Here is a 16942-nt window from a genome sequence, read left to right as displayed (position 1 = left end):
AGGACAGTTTGTCTAAAGGTATCGCTCTATCGGTCACAGCCTCGGTGCTGTTTGCCGTCATGTATTACTACACTTCGCTGCTCGCCCCTTTGAGCGGCGTGGAAATTTTCGGCTGGCGGATGCTGCTGACCTTGCCCTGCATGACCGTGTTCATGGTGGTCTCCGGCGAATGGAAACGCGTGGTCGCCCTCTTCCGGCGGCTGGTTGGTCAACCCAAATTGCTCGCCGGGATGATCCTTTCCGCAGTATTGCTTGGCCTGCAACTCTGGCTGTTCATGTGGGCCCCGCTCAATGGCTATAGCCTCGACGTGTCACTGGGCTATTTCCTGTTGCCGCTGTCGATGGTCCTCACCGGGCGGTTCGCGTATGGCGAGCGTTTGTCTTACTTGCAAAAGGTTGCGGTGTTTTTTGCGTCCCTCGGCGTGCTCAATGAGCTGTATCAGGTCGGCGGTTTCTCTTGGGCGACCTTGCTGGTCGTCGTTGGTTATCCGCTCTACTTCTTCCTGCGCAAGCGACTGGCGACCGACAACCTGGGCGGCTTGTGGATGGACATGGCCTTGATGCTGCCCGTGGCGTTCTGGTTCGTTCAGGGCGGTGAACAAGGTTTCGGCGTGTTTGATCAACATCCGTGGCTGTCGCTGTTGATCCCTATGCTTGGGCTGATCAGTGCTTCAGCGCTGGTGGTCTACATCATCGCCAGTCGACTGTTGCCGTTCAGCCTGTTCGGATTGTTGAGCTATGTCGAACCGGTGCTGTTACTCGGCGTCGCACTGCTGCTGGGGGAAAGCATCAAGGCCGGTGAATGGCTGACCTACATCCCGATCTGGTTGGCGGTAGTTGTACTGGTATTCGAAGGGTTCAAACACCTGGTCCGGCTTAAACGAAAACCCATGTAAGACCAAACGAAAAAGCCCGGCCAGCATTGCTGCTGACCGGGCTTTTGTACATCTAATACCGCTTAGTCGGTGGAAAGCACGCCACGACGAACCTGGTCGCGTTCGATGGATTCAAACAGTGCCTTGAAGTTGCCTTCGCCGAAACCATCATCACCTTTGCGCTGGATGAACTCGAAGAACACCGGGCCCATCAGGGTTTCCGAGAAGATCTGCAACAGCAGACGCTTGTCGCCCGACTCGGAAGAACCGTCCAGCAGAATGCCGCGCGATTGCAGTTGATCAACCGGCTCGCCGTGGTTCGGCAAACGGCCTTCGAGCATTTCGTAATAGGTTTCCGGCGGCGCGGTCATGAAGCGCATGCCGATGCTTTTCAGATGATCCCAGGTCTTGATCAGGTCATCGGACAGGAAGGCAACGTGCTGGATGCCCTCGCCGTTGAACTGCATCAGGAACTCTTCGATCTGCCCGGCGCCCTTGGACGATTCTTCGTTCAACGGGATGCGGATCATGCCGTCCGGCGCGGTCATGGCCTTGGAAGTGAGGCCGGTGTATTCGCCTTTGATGTCGAAGTAACGGATCTCGCGGAAGTTGAACAGCTTCTCGTAGAAGTTGGCCCAGTAGGCCATGCGCCCGCGATACACATTGTGGGTCAGGTGGTCGATGATCTTCAGGCCAGCCCCGACCGGGTTGCGGTCAACGCCTTCGATGAACACGAAGTCGATGTCATAGATAGAGCTGCCTTCGCCGAAACGGTCGATCAGGTACAGCGGCGCACCGCCGATGCCCTTGATCGCGGGCAGGTTCAGCTCCATCGGGCCGGTTTCGATGTGAATCGGCTGGGCACCGATTTCCAGGGCACGAGCAAATGCCTGCTGGGCATTCTTGACGCGGAACGCCATGCCGCACACCGACGGGCCGTGCTCGGCCGCGAAGTACGAAGCAACGCTGTGAGGTTCGTTATTGAGGATCAGGTTGATCTGGCCCTGGCGATACAGGTGCACGTCTTTGGAACGGTGGGTCGCGACCTTGGTGAAGCCCATGATCTCGAAGATCGGCTCCAGGGTGTTCGGGGTCGGCGATGCGAACTCAATGAATTCAAAGCCCATCAGGCCCATTGGGTTTTCGTATAAATCTGCCATGGTGGCGCCTCATCATTTTCTTATCAATTAACGGATCGTTAGTTGCTAGCAATGCTGAGACCGGCGGGTGGCGCGCAGGAGATGCCCCGCACGCTGCGGGCGAGGAAGTCACCGTAGATCAGTTGAAACCCGTCACTCTTCATTATCGACCCAAGGCTTTTGCGGGCGAGGCTTCTGCTTCCAGAAGACGATTATTATTGTATGCGTAACCCGATTCTACACAGCGTAACTAGGTTTGTCCGCCTTCTGTATCAAATCCCCTTTTTCCCTGGTCGCGCAAGGGGTTTGTTGCACAGGAAAATCCCCGCCAGGATCAACCCGCCACCCAAGCACATCGTCAGAGTCAACTGCTCGCCCAACAGCAGTGCACCGAGGATGACCGCTGTCAGTGGATTCAAAGCAATGAACACGCCTGAGCGCGTGGCGCCGATTTTGCGGATACCGTCGTAATAGCCAATGTAGGCCAGTGCCGAACCCAATACGCCTAAATACATCAGGCTTAGCCATTGTTGCGTACCGAGACTGGTGAGCACCGCCACACTCAACTCACCTCTAACGGCGCTGGTCACCCAGAGCATTACCGTACCGAGCAAAATCGAGTACGTCACCGTTTGAACCGGCCCCAGGGTTTGATTCAACGCTTTGGAGAACAACGAATAGACGCCCCAGCCGAGCACGCAGCCGAAGATCAACAAGTCGCCGATCCAGGCGTCGGCGTTGCCGGCCAGCAATTGCGGGTTTCGGCTGACGATCACCAGGCTCGCCCCGGCAATACAAATCGCGATTCCGATGACCTTCGCGCGACTCAAGTGCTCCTTGAACAACAGCCATGACGCCAGCCCGATCACGGCCGGGTTCAACGCCACGATTAACGACGCCCGTGAAGCATTGATGTAATGCAGGCCATAAAAGAAACACAGGTTGTAGAAGAAGATCCCGAAAAACCCCAGCAACGCCAATTGCAGCCACTGCCTGGGGCTGGGTCGAGCCAATGGAACACGGGCCAGTAGCAGAAACAGCAGCAACGCTGCGCTGGCTAACAGGAATCGCAGGCTGGCGGCGAATAAAGGGCTGAGGCTATCTGCCAGAAACCGCCCGGCCACGAACGTACCACCCCAGATCATGGTGACCGCAGCCAGCTTCAGATAAACCGGTACATCCGATGGGTTGGACAGGCTTTGCTCACAGGTCGTCATAAGTTTCCAGAACGTAAAATCGGTTAGATGACCTATCATTCGGCTAATACCAAGTCATCGTAAAATGAGTAAACGCTCATGACCCTCACCCAGCTTGAGATTTTCTCGCTTGTGGCCGAGTTACACGGTTTTACGGCGGCGGCCAATCGTCTGGGCATTTCACAATCTGCGGTCTCCCACGCCCTCAAGTCGCTTGAACAGGAATTGGGCGTCGAGTTACTGCGGCGGCATCAGTCCCGGGTCGAACTGAGCGACATCGGCCAACAGCTTTTGCAGCGCGCCCGGGCGATGCTGGGCCTGGCCAACACCTTGCGCCAGGAAGCAGCCGATGCACGCGGGATGAAACGCGGCACATTGCGCATCGGCTCGTTTGGCCCGACCTCATCAATCAAATTACTGCCACTGATCTTGCAGCACTACCGTGCCGAGCACCCGGGCATCGAGGTCCATATTGATGAAGGCCCGGACCGTCAGGTCATCCAGTGGCTGGAGGAGCGCCGTGTCGATATCGGCTTCGTGGTGTTGCCAGAGGAGCGCTTCGACACCTTTGCGTTGATCGAAGACCAGATGGTCGCGTTGCTACCCGTCAATCATCCACTGGCCAGTCGCGACAGCCTGAGTTTGAGCGATTTGTGCCATGACCCTTTCGTGCTGACCGAGGCGGGCTCTTCGGAGCTGGTTTCACGACTGTTCAGTGCCGCCCGGCTGACACCGAATATCCGCTATCGCTGCTCGCAGCTACTGAGCACGCTGGACACCGTCGGCCGAGGCGATGCGCTGACAGTTGTCGCCGAAGGTTCACTACCTGACCACAGCGACAACCGCTATGTGAAAAAACCACTGTCGCCCCCGGTCGCACGACAGGTCGGTCTGGCAGTGCTCGACCAACGCCAGTCATCTCCTGCGGCGATGGCGTTTATCAAACTCGCCGAACGCTTGAACTACCGTTGAGCGTAGCATCAGGATAGCGGTGACTGTATTGAGTGGATTGCTCCCAGTATTACTGGGGTTCGCCATTCTCCATATGCAGGCTGAACGCGCACTTAAGCACAGCACAGAGCAAACCGCTGAAGAAGCCGTTCGCCAGTTCGAACTGATGCTCGACAACACCGCCCTGGCCGCGCGCGAATTAGTGCCGCTGGCCGGACAAAGTTGCAACGAGATCAAACTGGCCTTGCGCGAACAGGTCACCCGCCGCCCGTTTGTGCGTTCGACCAATTTGGTGTGGGACAACAACATCTACTGCAGTTCATTGTTTGGCGAATATCAGGAAAAGATCATTGCCGGCGACTACACCGAAGGCAAATTGTTGCTGATGAAGGGCAACCTGGTCACTCCCGACACCGCCGTACTGGTGTATCGGCTCAGCGAAGGGAAACAGGGAGCGCTGAGCACACTGGACGGTTCACCTCAGTAATGTACTGCGCCTGATCGGCCGCGAGACTCTGCTGCTATTGCAAGTCAGCCCCCACTGGTTGTCCTCCGACAGTAAGTTCCACGACGACCCTCTGCCCACCTTCCAGGTTGCGCATGCCAAACTGGCATCTTCACGTTATGCGTTTACCGTGGCCGCCGGTTTCCCCCGACGGAGAGACCTGGCGTTACATGCGCAGTGATTTGCGCCACTGTTCAGTCTGTTGATTTTTTTTGGCGTGCTTTCCGGTTTTGCCGGACATGTTTTGCAAATGCGCTCATCTTCACCGAGTCGTGAAATGCAGCGCGCGCTGGAGGCAGCAGAATTCATTCCGTATTTTCAACCCGTCGTGCATGGCGACAACAAGAAGTGGTCCGGACCCACGCCCATCACACTCCAACTGTTCGAACAGCTCCATGAACTCGGCGTGATGATCGCCATCGACGACTTCGGCACCGGTCACTCAAGCCTCGGTTATCTGCGCCAGTTCAATGTGGACTTCTTGAAAATCGACCAGAGTTTCGTCGCCATGATCGGTGTCGACGCCCTCTCTCGGCACATGCTGGATACGATTATCGAACTGTCGGCCAAGCTTGACCTGGGTATTGTCGCCGAACGCGTTGAAACCGAGGAGCAAAGTGATTATCTGACCGTCCACGGTGTGAGTTTCCTGCAAGGTTATCTGTTCGGTCGACCGATACCCGGCGCGGAGTTCGTTAATGCATTAAGTCACCATTAACTAGCGGCTCTAAGCGACAGAACAACGACACCGCGCACCAAATTGAATCAAAAGACTACTGTTGTTACATGAAGAAAAAGACAGGATTTACTCTTGGCCAATTAACTACTACAATTTTTCCTGCCTGCGCAAGATTGGCAGGTGAGCCATTATCACCGAGTCGCTTCAAGGCTCTTGGCTTATAGCTTTGTTTGCGGTTGGTATCAGCCAAACACACTATTGGAGTAAAGATATTGTCCAGACTCGCTGAATTTCGTGCAGCTGAAAAGGCCCTTCAAGAACAGCTCAAGCAGCTGGAATCCCTGAAGAACGATGCCGGGCTCAAGAAAGAAATCGAATTCGAAGAAAAGCTCCAGGGGCTGATGAAAGCCTATGGCAAGAGCCTGCGTGACATCATCGCCATTCTCGATCCGAACCCGGCAAAATCGGGTCTGCGACAGGCAAGCGCACCTAAAACCCGTCGCGCCCGCGTGGTCAAGGTTTATCAGAACCCGCACACCGGTGAACTGATTGAAACCAAGGGCGGCAACCACCGCGGCTTGAAAGCCTGGAAGGAACAATACGGTGCAGCCACCGTTGATTCCTGGCTGCGTGGTTAAGCACTCGCGGTGACAAAAAAAGCCCTGCCAAAACAGGGCTTTTTCATGGATACCCTCTAAATGCAACGATCGGCGTCGATCAACTCGCTACTTGCCAAATAACTTTGTGGTTAATTCCTTCGGGCATCTAAAAATGCTGGAAGGCGCGGACATCTGCCTCCATTGAAATCTTCAACTAAAGTTTCAAGCTGTTACGGGCAACCTCTATTTCTTCCTGACTTGCCTTATAAGCCTCGGCCTGCCCTGCGTAGGAAAAAACATAAGCTTTATCGGCATCCACCGCAGCGACCAATGTTTGAGAGAGCACATGCCGTCCGTTTTGCGTGATCGTGCAGGTAGTTTCCAGCGCCGATAATCGGCTCAAGGTCGCTGGATGAATTTTGTTGCAAACACTCTGATACCCGCCCTGAAAGAAGTCCTTCTGCACCGACTTGCGCATCTCCAGCAACACGCCTTGCAGATTCACCTGATGACCGCTTTCCACTTGCGTCATGGTCAACTCCATCACCATGACGGGCGTGCCGCCCTGATCGTTTTTTACCGCGCGCTGACGGGACACCCCGGACGCGGCTGCATCTTGCGGGACGGCTTCGACCTCCCAGCCGTTGGGCCAGGTCATGACGGGCTCGTCTGCGTGAGCACAGGCAAGCACCGAAAACACGCCAATCAGGACGAAGGTCGATTTACAGAATCGAGTCATTGCAATGAACACTCACGGATAGAACCGCAAAGTCTGAGCCTCGCCCGCCCGTCAGGCAATAGCCGACTGTTTTGGTTTGGTGATGTCAGAGCCCTTGCGTATCATTGTCGCCATTCGTTAGACACACTTATTTTCCGGAGGGCCCATGAGCCTGCACGAACTGAACACCTTCCCCGGCGTGACCGCCCAACCCGACACCGCCACCCTGAAGTTCGTCTTCAACCACACCATGCTGCGGGTCAAGGACATCACCAAGTCCCTGGATTTCTACACGCGCATTCTGGGTTTCTCGCTGGTGGAAAAACGCGACTTCCCGGAAGCCGAGTTCAGCCTGTACTTCCTGGCATTGGTCGATAAAAGCCAGATCCCGGCCGATGCGGCAGCGCGCACCGAGTGGATGAAGTCGATCCCCGGCATTCTCGAGCTGACCCACAACCACGGCACCGAGAACGACGCGGATTTCGCTTACCACAACGGCAACACCGATCCGCGCGGTTTCGGTCACATCTGCATCTCGGTGCCGGACATCCGTGCTGCCTGCGAGCGCTTCGAAGCGCTGGGCTGCGATTTCCAGAAACGCCTGAACGACGGCCGCATGAAGAGCCTGGCGTTCATCAAGGACCCGGATGCTTATTGGGTTGAAATCATTCAGCCGGCCCCGATGTAAAAAAGCGCGCTGACACTGATCGTTCCCACGCGCGGCGTGGGATCGATCAGCGTGAGGCAAAAAAAACCCCATGATCGCTCATGGGGTTTTGTGTTTTCGGCGTTGGCGTTTATGCCGGGGCCGACGTTCGGATCAGGTGGTCGAAGGCGCTGAGGGAAGCCTTGGCGCCCTCGCCTACCGCAATCACGATCTGCTTGTACGGCACGGTGGTCACGTCACCGGCAGCAAACACACCCGGCATCGAGGTTTCACCACGGGCATCAACGATGATCTCGCCGCGAGGCGACAGCTCGATGGTGCCTTTGAGCCAATCGGTGTTCGGCAACAGACCAATCTGCACGAAGATCCCTTCCAGTTCGACGCTACGAAGCTCATCCGACTGACGATCCTTGTAACGCAGACCGTTGACCCTCTGCCCGTCGCCAGTCACTTCAGTGGTTTGCGCACTGGTAATCACGGTGACGTTCGGCAGACTGTGCAATTTACGCTGCAAAACCGCATCGGCGCGCAACTGTACGTCGAACTCCAGCAGCGTGACGTGGGAAACGATACCGGCCAGGTCGATGGCCGCTTCAACGCCGGAGTTACCGCCGCCAATCACCGCCACACGCTTGCCTTTGAACAACGGACCGTCACAGTGCGGGCAGTACGCCACGCCTTTGTTGCGGTATTGCTGCTCACCCGGGACGTTCATTTCGCGCCACCGCGCACCGGTTGCCAGGATCACGGTCTTGGCTTTCAGAGTCGCGCCGCTGGCGAAGTGAACTTCGTGCAGCTCGCCATTCTTGCCCGGTACCAACTTATCGGCACGTTGCAGGTTCATGATGTCGACGTCGTATTGCTTGACGTGTTCTTCCAGCGCCACAGCCAGTTTCGGTCCTTCGGTTTCCTGCACGGAGATAAAGTTCTCGATGGCCATGGTGTCCAGCACCTGCCCACCAAAACGCTCAGCTGCGACACCGGTGCGAATGCCTTTACGAGCCGCGTAAATAGCTGCCGAAGCACCGGCCGGGCCACCGCCGACAACCAATACGTCAAAGGCTTCCTTGGCGCTGATTTTCTCGGCTTGACGCTCGATGCCACTGGTGTCGATCTTGGCGAGGATTTCTTCCAGGCCCATGCGGCCCTGACCGAAATTGACGCCGTTCAGGTAAATACTTGGTACGGCCATGATCTGGCGCTCATCGACTTCGGCCTGGAACAGCGCACCGTCGATAGCGACGTGGCGAATGTTCGGGTTCAGTACCGCCATCAGGTTCAGCGCCTGGACCACGTCCGGGCAGTTCTGGCAGGACAGCGAGAAGTAAGTCTCGAAGTTGAACTCGCCTTTGAGCGAGCGGATCTGTTCGATCACTTCAACGCTGGCCTTCGAAGGGTGACCGCCGACTTGCAGCAAGGCCAGCACCAGCGAAGTAAATTCATGGCCCATCGGGATGCCGGCGAAACGCAGGCTGATATCGGCACCCGGGCGGTTGATCGAGAACGATGGTTTACGTGAATCGTCACCGTTGTCGAGCAAGGTAATTTGGTTGGAAAGACTGGCAACGTCTTTCAGAAGAGCGAGCATTTCCTGGGATTTCGCACCGTCGTCGAGGGAGGCAACGATCTCGATCGGTTGGGTGACCCGTTCCAGGTACGATTTCAACTGGGCTTTAAGATTGGCGTCCAACATACGGGCGATCTCCTTTTTCAATTCGAAAAAAAACGCCCGAGCGAATCTCGCCCGGGCGTTTTTATTGGGCGGTTGCAGCTTACTTAGGTGCGGAAACCCGCCCTGGTGATGCTATTCACAGACTTAGATCTTGCCGACCAGGTCCAGGGACGGAGCCAGAGTGGCCTCGCCTTCTTTCCACTTGGCAGGGCAAACCTGGCCTGGGTGAGCAGCGACGTACTGAGCAGCCTTGATTTTGCGCAGCAGCTCGGATGCGTCACGGCCAACGCCGCCATCGTTCAGTTCAACGATTTTGATCTGGCCTTCTGGGTTGATCACGAAGGTGCCACGGTCAGCCAGACCAGCTTCTTCGATCAGTACGTCGAAGTTGCGGGAGATGGCATGAGTCGGGTCGCCGATCATGGTGTACTGGATTTTGCCAATGGCTGGCGAAGTGTTGTGCCAGGCCGCGTGGGCAAAGTGGGTATCGGTGGAAACGCTGTAGATCTCGACGCCCAGTTTCTGGAACGCGTCGTAGTTCTCAGCGAGGTCTTCCAGTTCGGTCGGGCAAACAAATGTGAAGTCAGCTGGGTAGAAGAACACGACAGACCACTTACCTTTCAGGTCAGCGTCCGACACTTTTACGAAGTCGCCATTTTTGAAGGCGTCAGCTTTGAACGGTTTAACTTGGCTGTTGATGATAGGCATCGATGACTCTCCGTCAGGGGTTGAAAAGTTTGGTTGAGAAGTTGATGGAGTGAATCCTACCGACTCGATTGCCGGATGGCTCATTGGCAAAGCTCATGCTGCTCATTGGTTTTCGCTATTAGCCGAATGTATTAATAGAAGAAAACTTACTTAGCAGCGCCAATGGTTTTTTCCGCGAGCGGTGTCATCCCGAGAAACGGGTTGGATTCAACATAGCGCATGGCGGACTTCATATCCTTCCAGCCCACATAACTCATCAACGACTTCAAGTCCCATCCGCTCTGATGGGCCCAGGTGGCAAAGCCGCGCCGCAATGAGTGACTGGTGTAGTGCTCGGCCGGGATGCCGGCACGCTCCAGTGCCTGACGCAGTAATGGAATCACGCTGTTGGCGTGCAGCCCCTCCTCACTCAAGTTGCCCCAGCGGTCGATACCGCGGAATACCGGCCCACGGACCAACGCGGCTTCAGTGATCCACTGGATGTACGCCTGCACCGGGCACAAACGCTGCAACGCCGGCGTCTGGTAAGTCTTGCCAAGGTTCTCGCGATCGCTCTTGCTGCGTGGCAGGTAGAGAGTGATGCCCGAACCGGCGCTCGCCTGCACGTGTTCGATCTGCACGCGGCATAGCTCATCGCTGCGAAAACCGCGCCAGAAGCCCAGCAAGATCAGCGCCATGTCGCGCTTGGCTCGCAGCAATCCGGGTCGATCATCCTGCGCCTTTGCGGTTTGTGCCTCCTGCTCCAGCCAAACAACCACCTGCTCAAGGTGCTGAAGCTGCAACGGCTCGGCCTGTTTCTCCTGAGCCGGGTGCAACGCGCGAATGCCCTTGAAAACCTTGCGCACTACTGGCGCCTTGGTGGGATCGGCGAAACCCTGGCTGTTGTGCCACTGCGCCAGCGCCGACAACCGTAGCTTCAAGGTATTGATCGAAAGCACACCCGCATGCGCCACCAGATAGCGCGCGACGCTATCGCTGGTTGCCGGCAAGAAACCACCCCAACTGACTTCGAAGTGCTCGATAGCCGCCCTGTAGCTGCGACGGGTGTTGTCGCGGGTGGCGGCTTGCAGGTAACGATCCAGCTCAGTCATGGGCTCAACTCTCTAAAACGTACCGCTTTGGCGGGTGAAAACCCGCCATAGGGCTCATCACACGGGGTAATACTAGTATATCCCGTATGAGTACTTAACGTATTTCAAGTTATTTTACAACGTGGTACATTGTGTATTTAAGTGGTACATACCACAGTACGAAATCGTAGGAGAACACATGGCACGTGGCGGCGTAAACAAAGCGGTAGTGCAAGCAGCACGCTTGGCCCTTCTGGCGCGCGGAGAAAACCCGAGCATCGACGCAGTACGGATCGAGATGGGCAACACGGGCTCGAAAACCACGATTCATCGTTATTTGAAAGAACTGGATGATGGCGCCGAGCGCGCTGAAGCACCGTCGGAACCTATCGATGATGAGTTGGCCAGGCTGGTTTCTCGGCTGGCGCAACGCCTCAAGGAACAGGCGCAGGAGCCCATCGATCAGGCCCGCGAGCAGTTCGAACGACAAAGAAAAGACCTGGAAACCCAGCTGCATGACGCGCAGGAGTCCAATACACAGCTGCAGCAGCATTACGAAGTTCAAAGCCTGGCATTGACCCAGGAATCCGAAGCGTTGCAAGAAAATCGCTCCATGTTGCAGACCGAGCAAACCCGCAACGCCGGACTGAACCAGGCGCTGGCCGATTTCGAATTACGCTTGCAAGACAAGGATGAGCAGATTCGCTCCCTTGAAGAGAAACACCTGCACGCTCGCGATGCGCTGGAACACTACCGCAACGCCGTCAAGGACCAGCGCGAGCAGGAGCAGCGTCGCCATGAAGGCCAGGTGCAACAGATTCAGATGGAATTGCGCCAGGCCCAGCAAAGCGCGTTGGTACGCCAGGATGAAATCACGCAGCTACACCGCGACAATGAGCGCTTGCTGACAGAGAACCGCGGGACCTTGAGAGAATTGAGCCTGCTGCAGGAGCAACTCAAGCAGAGCAATAGCCGTCAGGATCAACTACTGGAGCAAGCCACTCGCGTTGACGGCGAACGCACCCTCCTCCAGGAACGCTTGCGTGTAGCGCAGCTGGAAAGCCAGTCCCTTAAACAGAGCGTCGATGAGCAGGCGCAGATACACAAGTCACTGGAACTTGAACTGGCCAAAACCCAGGCAAGCCTGGATGAGAGCGAACAGCGCCTGGCCACTGTCGTTGCGACAGCACCAGACGCATCACAGTCCACGAAAAGCGATTAACCCGCGACCGGCGTACGCATGGTCACGAACTCTTCGGCGGCCGTCGGATGCACACCGATGGTTTCGTCGAAATCGCGCTTGGTGGCACCAGCCTTCAAGGCAATCGCCAAGCCCTGGACGATTTCGCCCGCTTCCGGCCCGACCATGTGGCAGCCCAGCACCTTGTCGGTTTTGGCGTCCACCACCAACTTCATCAGTGTGCGCTCCTGGCATTCGGTCAGGGTCAGCTTCATTGGCCGGAAACGGCTTTCGAAAACCTGCACGTCGTGCCCGGCTTCCCGGGCCTCTTCCTCGGTCAAACCGACAGTGCCGATGTTCGGCAAGCTGAACACGGCCGTCGGGATCATTTTGTAATCCACAGGGCGATATTGCTCAGGCTTGAACAACCGACGCGCAACGGCCATGCCCTCGGCCAGAGCGACTGGTGTCAGTTGAACCCGGCCGATCACATCGCCTAGCGCCAGGATCGACGGCTCGGCGGTCTGATACTGTTCGTCAACTTCGACGAAGCCTTTCTTGTCGAGTTTGACGCCGGTGTTTTCCAGCCCGAGATTGTCCAGCATCGGACGCCGACCGGTGGCGTAGAACACGCAATCCGCTTCCAGCTCGCGACCGTCCTTGAGCGTCACTTTCAGGCTGCCGTCGGCCTGCTTGTCGATGCGCTCGATGTCGGCGTTGAATTGCAGGTCCATGCCGCGCTTGGTCAGTTCTTCCTGCAAGTGCTTGCGCACAGCACCGTCGAAGCCGCGCAGGAACAGTTCACCACGATAAAGCAGCGTGGTTTCGGCACCCAGACCGTGGAAGATGCCCGCGAACTCAACGGCGATGTATCCACCGCCCACCACCAGAACGCGCTTTGGCAGCTCTTTGAGGAAGAACGCCTGGTTGGAACTGATCGCGTGCTCGTGTCCGGGAATTTCCGGAATCTGCGGCCAGCCGCCAGTCGCAATCAGGATGTTCTTGGCGGTAAAGCGCTCGCCATTGATCTCGACCTGATGTGGATCGACGATTTTCGCGTGACCTTCATGCAAGGTCACGCCACTGCTAACCAACAGGTTGCGATAGATACCGTTAAGGCGATTGATCTCGCGATCCTTGTTGGCGATCAGCGTTGACCAATCGAACTTCGCTTCGCCCGGAGTCCAGCCAAAACCTTGCGACTGCTCGAAGTCTTCGGCGAAGTGCGCGCCGTAGACCAGCAGTTTCTTCGGCACGCAGCCGACGTTCACACACGTGCCACCCAGGTAGCGGCTCTCGGCTACGGCCACTTTCGCACCAAAACCGGCCGCAAAGCGCGCAGCCCGCACACCGCCGGAACCGGCACCAATCACATAAAGGTCAAAATCGTAGGCCATTTTCAATCTCCTCGGCAGTCCACAAGCATACCTGCGGGCGCTCGTTGAGCAAACATTGCGCTGAAATGGTCGGGCCGTGCGATGCGCCGTCCGACCTTGTTTTCGATCAACGCCCCTCTGCGGGGTGCGTTTTCGGTATCCGCAGAGTCCGCCAAGCAATCAAAATCGCCATGAGTGCCAGGCCGAACGTCACCCACGAAACCAAGCCGATTCCACCCTCGAATGCCCTTCCTGCCTGCGCCATTAATTCTCTCGCTTGATCGCCCGACAAATCTGCCGCCACATGATGGGCGCCGGATAGCGTCTCACTCGCCAGCACCATCTGCACTTCGCTCAGAAACCCCGGAAGCTGCAATGCACCTCGATAATAGGCAGTGACGAGACCGCCGAGCACTGTCGTCCCCAAAACCACGCCCACTTCATAGGCCGTTTCGCTAATGGCCGACGCTGCACCCGCCTTTGCCGGTGGTGCGGCCGACAAAATCACATCATTGGATACCGTCGCAATTGCGCCTACACCGATGTTCAGCAAAGCAAAAGCCACCACCAGAACGATCAGGCTACTACCTATGCTGGCGACCAGAAAAAACGCCGCTCCAGCAAACGCCATCAAAATCGGTATCAGCACATACACCTGTAATCGCTGCGCGACAGGCACGACCGCCATCCCAACTACAATCGCCATGATCTGACCAGGTACCAACGCGAGGCTAGCACTCAAGGGAGACATCTGAAGAACGATCTGCAAGAACTGCGTGGTAAAGAATACGAAGCCGACGAGGAATGCGAGACTCATCAGATTGATCAAGACCGATCCGCTAAAGGTTCCACTACGGAACAGACTCAGGTCCATCAGCGGCACTGGCAGACGCAATTGGCGATGCACAAACATCCAGCCCGCAACTGTGCCTACTGCAAATGCTGTCAACGCCATCCAGTCGATACCATTACTGGCGCTGTGTTTGATGCCATAAACAATGGCACCAAGGGCGACCATCGATTGCAAAATACTTATCGGATCCATCGACCCTGAAGCATCTCGCTCGGATTCGGGCAACAACAGCGGTCCCAATACCAGCAGCGGCACCAACACGGGAATCGCCAATAGGAAAATCGACCCCCAACTGAAGAATTGCAACAACACCCCGCCCACTAAAGGACCGAGTGCCGAGCCGACCGTCAACGTCGTTGCCCAGATCGCGACTGCTATTCTGCGCTCTTCTCGATCCTCGAACACTGAACGTATCAATGCCAACGTTGAGGGCATCAGCATCGCACCGAAAATACCCATGCAAGCTCGCCCGGCAATCAGTTGCGTGGCGGTGTCGGAATACGCGGTTAACACCGACACAATGGCAAACCCCAAGGACCCGGCCAGCAACAACTTACGATGACCGATTCGATCTCCCAGACTACCCATCGACACCAGTAATCCCGCCAATACCAGCGAATAAGCATCGATCATCCACAACTGCTGGCTAGCGCTTGGACGCAGGGCCTCGGCAATCTTTGGCAACGCGAATCCAAGTACCGTATTGTCGACAGTCACTAGCAAGACAGGCAGCATTAGCACGCTTAGGCCTAACCAACGTTTTGATTTTGCTCCGCGGTGTGTCGCCTCACTTATTAACGCCATGGGTAAAACTCCTTACTGCACACAAAAAAATTCACGGGACATTTTTCAATGCGCCCGTGAAACGTTTCCCACGCGCTTCCTTGGCGAGGATTTAATCAGTTCAGCAATGAAAAAACGTGCTGACAATCGACAGCCCCCGAATTCATACGACGGCCCAATGCATTTGAAACGTCTTGTAGATCACTTCGGAACTCGTCGTAATCCTGATTACGAACATTTTTTATCAAGCGTTCCATCCCTTCCGCTAGCGCAGCGCGCTGGTGGCTGGCCTGGTCATTTTCTAACTGTATATCCCAGTAGACTTCAGGCGGATTCACCAGAACCCGGGACAGTAACGCCATCATTGTACGCATCGGTGGTGGCATCACCTCAAGAGCGCTTTCCAGATCCAACGAAGACCTTGCCAGCGCTAGACCGAACCCGAGAATTGCGGCATGAGGCAGTGCCTGACAGAGCGCCATGAGCTCATCATGGGCCACCGGAGTCATTCGCTTTATCTTCATCCCAGCTCCCATCAGGTGTTGCTCGATGAAGGTCGAAGGCGAGTCGCCGTCTTCTAGGCAAATTGCGACGGTGCGCCCCTGAACGGAGAGCTTGGGTGAAAACATCGGATTGACACCGACGAAAGGCTGCTGGGACGAAATATCCTTCAGTGCTCTGTAAAAAGGCTCCTGAACAGAACACATCGGTATGAACACAACATCGCTCGAAACGGAACCAACAACCCAAGGTATTGCCCGGATAGCCACGCTTTCGGGCAGCGCAAAGACCACTGCAACCGCCCCTTGGAAGATGTGCTCGGTGTTGCTGAACGGACTTGTGACATCAACTTCATAGAAGCCACTTTCCTGTTCCGAAGGCCTGCGATCCACCACCCGGACATCGTATCGATATTGCATAAGAATGCGGCTGATCAACGAACCAACCAGACCCGCCCCACCCAATACAACAATCGTGTCGCTCATCACGATTCGCTCCCTGCGACAAAACTGTAATAAGGCACGCTAGCCTTGACCAAAGTTTCTTCAAGCTCTTGCTGTGGATCGGAGTGCGCAACTATCGCGCCACCCATTCCAAATTTCGCCTCGTTACCCTGGAGCACTGCCGTTCGGATGACAATACTCAGCTCCGCTCCACCACTGAAAGATAACCAGCCTAAAGCACCTGAGTAGACCCCACGGGCAGAAGACTCCAATACGTCAATAATTTCCATCGTGCGTTTCTTCGGAGCTCCCGTCATTGAGCCGCCCGGGAAACAGGCTCGAATTGCTTCGATCGTTGAAACATCCGAGCGAAGGTGCCCACGAACCGTTGAGACCAGTTGGTGAACCGAAGAAAAGCTTTCCACTGAGAAAATCTCAGGAACATGAACGCTCCCTGGACGGCACACCTGATTCAAATCATGGCGCACCAAATCGACAATCATCAGATTTTCGGCCCTGTCCTTGGCCGAGCTGCATAGCTCATCGCGCAGTATTTGGTCCTCTGCGAATTGTTTACTACGCGGCCTGGTTCCCTTGATCGGTCTGGATTCGATCAAGCCGCTGTCATCGATCCTGAGAAAGGTTTCGGGCGAAGCGTCGACAACTCATACGCGATTGAACCACCTACTGCTCCTGCCCCCACAACAATGACGTCGAACTCCATGCCCCGACCTCCAGTATTGAACTGAAATTTAGAAAGAAAAGTTTTTCACAACTAAAAAACAATTCAGTTCTATAACTCCAGCCCAATACAACTCAACCGAGAATTCACTTCATATTGTATCCATGAAACAACTCGAAACATCGCTAGAATAAATGTAGGAATAAGACTTCAGATATCTAGAAGCGAGCCTCTCGTAGCGTTTGAGAAACAGCATGACTGACCAGTTTAGTTATCCTGGCGAGCATCTTTGACAATCTCAGAAAATCAATATTGGCAACTACAAATTTTTTGTTCGAAAGTTTG

Annotated in this window: 14 protein-coding genes and 2 pseudogenes; 6 read left to right on the top strand and 10 right to left on the bottom strand. The window is 55.7% G+C overall.

Annotation, left to right across the window (positions count from 1 at the left end):
- The first annotated feature begins 8 nt into the window (after positions 1-8).
- Complete coding sequence (rarD, locus tag FQ185_RS21930) at positions 9-896, top strand: EamA family transporter RarD (RefSeq protein ID WP_149419253.1); 888 nt, start codon at positions 9-11, stop codon at positions 894-896.
- A 62-nt stretch (positions 897-958) separates the two neighbouring features.
- Here the strand turns inward: rarD and hppD are convergent, their stop codons facing one another.
- Both hppD and FQ185_RS21920 read right to left on the bottom strand, forming a co-directional pair.
- The gene (hppD, locus tag FQ185_RS21925) at positions 959-2035 is read right to left on the bottom strand and encodes a 4-hydroxyphenylpyruvate dioxygenase (RefSeq protein ID WP_149419252.1); all 1077 of its coding nucleotides are present in this window, start codon (positions 2033-2035) and stop codon (positions 959-961) included.
- A 251-nt stretch (positions 2036-2286) separates the two neighbouring features.
- Complete coding sequence (locus tag FQ185_RS21920) at positions 2287-3231, bottom strand: DMT family transporter (protein ID WP_149419251.1); 945 nt, start codon at positions 3229-3231, stop codon at positions 2287-2289.
- Between the two features lie 78 nt (positions 3232-3309).
- Between FQ185_RS21920 and FQ185_RS21915 the strand changes: the two genes are divergently transcribed.
- The 3 genes and pseudogenes from FQ185_RS21915 (at position 3310) to FQ185_RS21905 (ending at position 5983) form a co-directional block, all read left to right on the top strand.
- Complete coding sequence (locus tag FQ185_RS21915) at positions 3310-4182, top strand: LysR family transcriptional regulator (RefSeq protein ID WP_149419250.1); 873 nt, start codon at positions 3310-3312, stop codon at positions 4180-4182.
- Positions 4183-4189: 7 nt separating this feature from the next.
- A pseudogene (locus tag FQ185_RS21910) lies at positions 4190-5384 on the top strand (CSS-motif domain-containing protein).
- A gap of 233 nt (positions 5385-5617) precedes the next feature.
- The gene (locus FQ185_RS21905; protein WP_149419249.1) at positions 5618-5983 is read left to right on the top strand and encodes a histone-like nucleoid-structuring protein, MvaT/MvaU family; all 366 of its coding nucleotides are present in this window, start codon (positions 5618-5620) and stop codon (positions 5981-5983) included.
- Between the two features lie 175 nt (positions 5984-6158).
- On the opposite strand, the gene FQ185_RS21900 is transcribed toward FQ185_RS21905, so the two are convergent.
- Positions 6159-6683, bottom strand: a complete 525-nt coding sequence (locus FQ185_RS21900; RefSeq protein ID WP_149419248.1) for a DUF4946 domain-containing protein — start codon at positions 6681-6683, stop codon at positions 6159-6161.
- A 145-nt stretch (positions 6684-6828) separates the two neighbouring features.
- Here FQ185_RS21900 and gloA point away from each other — a divergent pair, with 145 nt between their 5' ends.
- Positions 6829-7350: a lactoylglutathione lyase gene (gene gloA, locus FQ185_RS21895; protein ID WP_149419247.1), complete on the top strand. Its 522-nt coding sequence runs from the start codon at positions 6829-6831 to the stop codon at positions 7348-7350.
- Between the two features lie 109 nt (positions 7351-7459).
- On the opposite strand, the gene ahpF is transcribed toward gloA, so the two are convergent.
- The 3 genes from ahpF to FQ185_RS21880 all read right to left on the bottom strand — a co-directional run bounded on the left by ahpF (position 7460) and on the right by FQ185_RS21880 (position 10800).
- A complete protein-coding gene (gene ahpF, locus FQ185_RS21890) occupies positions 7460-9022 on the bottom strand; it encodes an alkyl hydroperoxide reductase subunit F (protein ID WP_149419246.1) in 1563 nt (520 codons plus the stop codon).
- 123 nt (positions 9023-9145) lie between these two features.
- The gene (gene ahpC / locus FQ185_RS21885; protein ID WP_149419245.1) at positions 9146-9709 is read right to left on the bottom strand and encodes an alkyl hydroperoxide reductase subunit C; all 564 of its coding nucleotides are present in this window, start codon (positions 9707-9709) and stop codon (positions 9146-9148) included.
- 146 nt (positions 9710-9855) lie between these two features.
- On the bottom strand, positions 9856-10800 hold the full coding sequence (locus tag FQ185_RS21880; RefSeq protein WP_149419244.1) for a site-specific integrase: 945 nt from the start codon (positions 10798-10800) through the stop codon (positions 9856-9858).
- A gap of 178 nt (positions 10801-10978) precedes the next feature.
- Between FQ185_RS21880 and FQ185_RS21875 the strand changes: the two genes are divergently transcribed.
- A complete protein-coding gene (locus FQ185_RS21875) occupies positions 10979-12001 on the top strand; it encodes a DNA-binding protein (RefSeq protein WP_149419243.1) in 1023 nt (340 codons plus the stop codon).
- On the opposite strand, the gene gorA is transcribed toward FQ185_RS21875, so the two are convergent.
- The 4 genes and pseudogenes from gorA to FQ185_RS21855 all read right to left on the bottom strand — a co-directional run.
- Positions 11998-13356, bottom strand: coding sequence for a glutathione-disulfide reductase (gorA, locus tag FQ185_RS21870; RefSeq protein WP_149419242.1), 1359 nt, complete (start codon positions 13354-13356; stop codon positions 11998-12000). The genes FQ185_RS21875 and gorA overlap by 4 nt on opposite strands.
- Positions 13357-13462: 106 nt before the next feature.
- Positions 13463-14992 carry an MFS transporter gene (locus tag FQ185_RS21865; RefSeq protein WP_149419241.1) on the bottom strand — a complete coding sequence of 510 codons (1530 nt, stop codon included), beginning with the start codon at positions 14990-14992 and terminating at the stop codon, positions 13463-13465.
- Between the two features lie 95 nt (positions 14993-15087).
- Entirely contained in the window at positions 15088-15957 is an 870-nt protein-coding gene (locus tag FQ185_RS21860; protein WP_256730462.1) for a prephenate dehydrogenase dimerization domain-containing protein, read from the bottom strand.
- Positions 15957-16559, bottom strand: a pseudogene (locus FQ185_RS21855) (anthranilate synthase component I family protein); the annotation flags it as partial. The gene FQ185_RS21860 and the pseudogene FQ185_RS21855, both read right to left, overlap by 1 nt.
- Positions 16560-16942: the final 383 nt, after the last annotated feature.

The sequence above is a fragment of the Pseudomonas sp. ANT_H12B genome (assembly GCF_008369325.1).
GTDB lineage: Bacteria > Pseudomonadota > Gammaproteobacteria > Pseudomonadales > Pseudomonadaceae > Aquipseudomonas.
The sequence above is the reverse complement of the archived record's forward strand: the minus strand, read 5'-3'. Positions and strand labels throughout refer to the sequence as shown.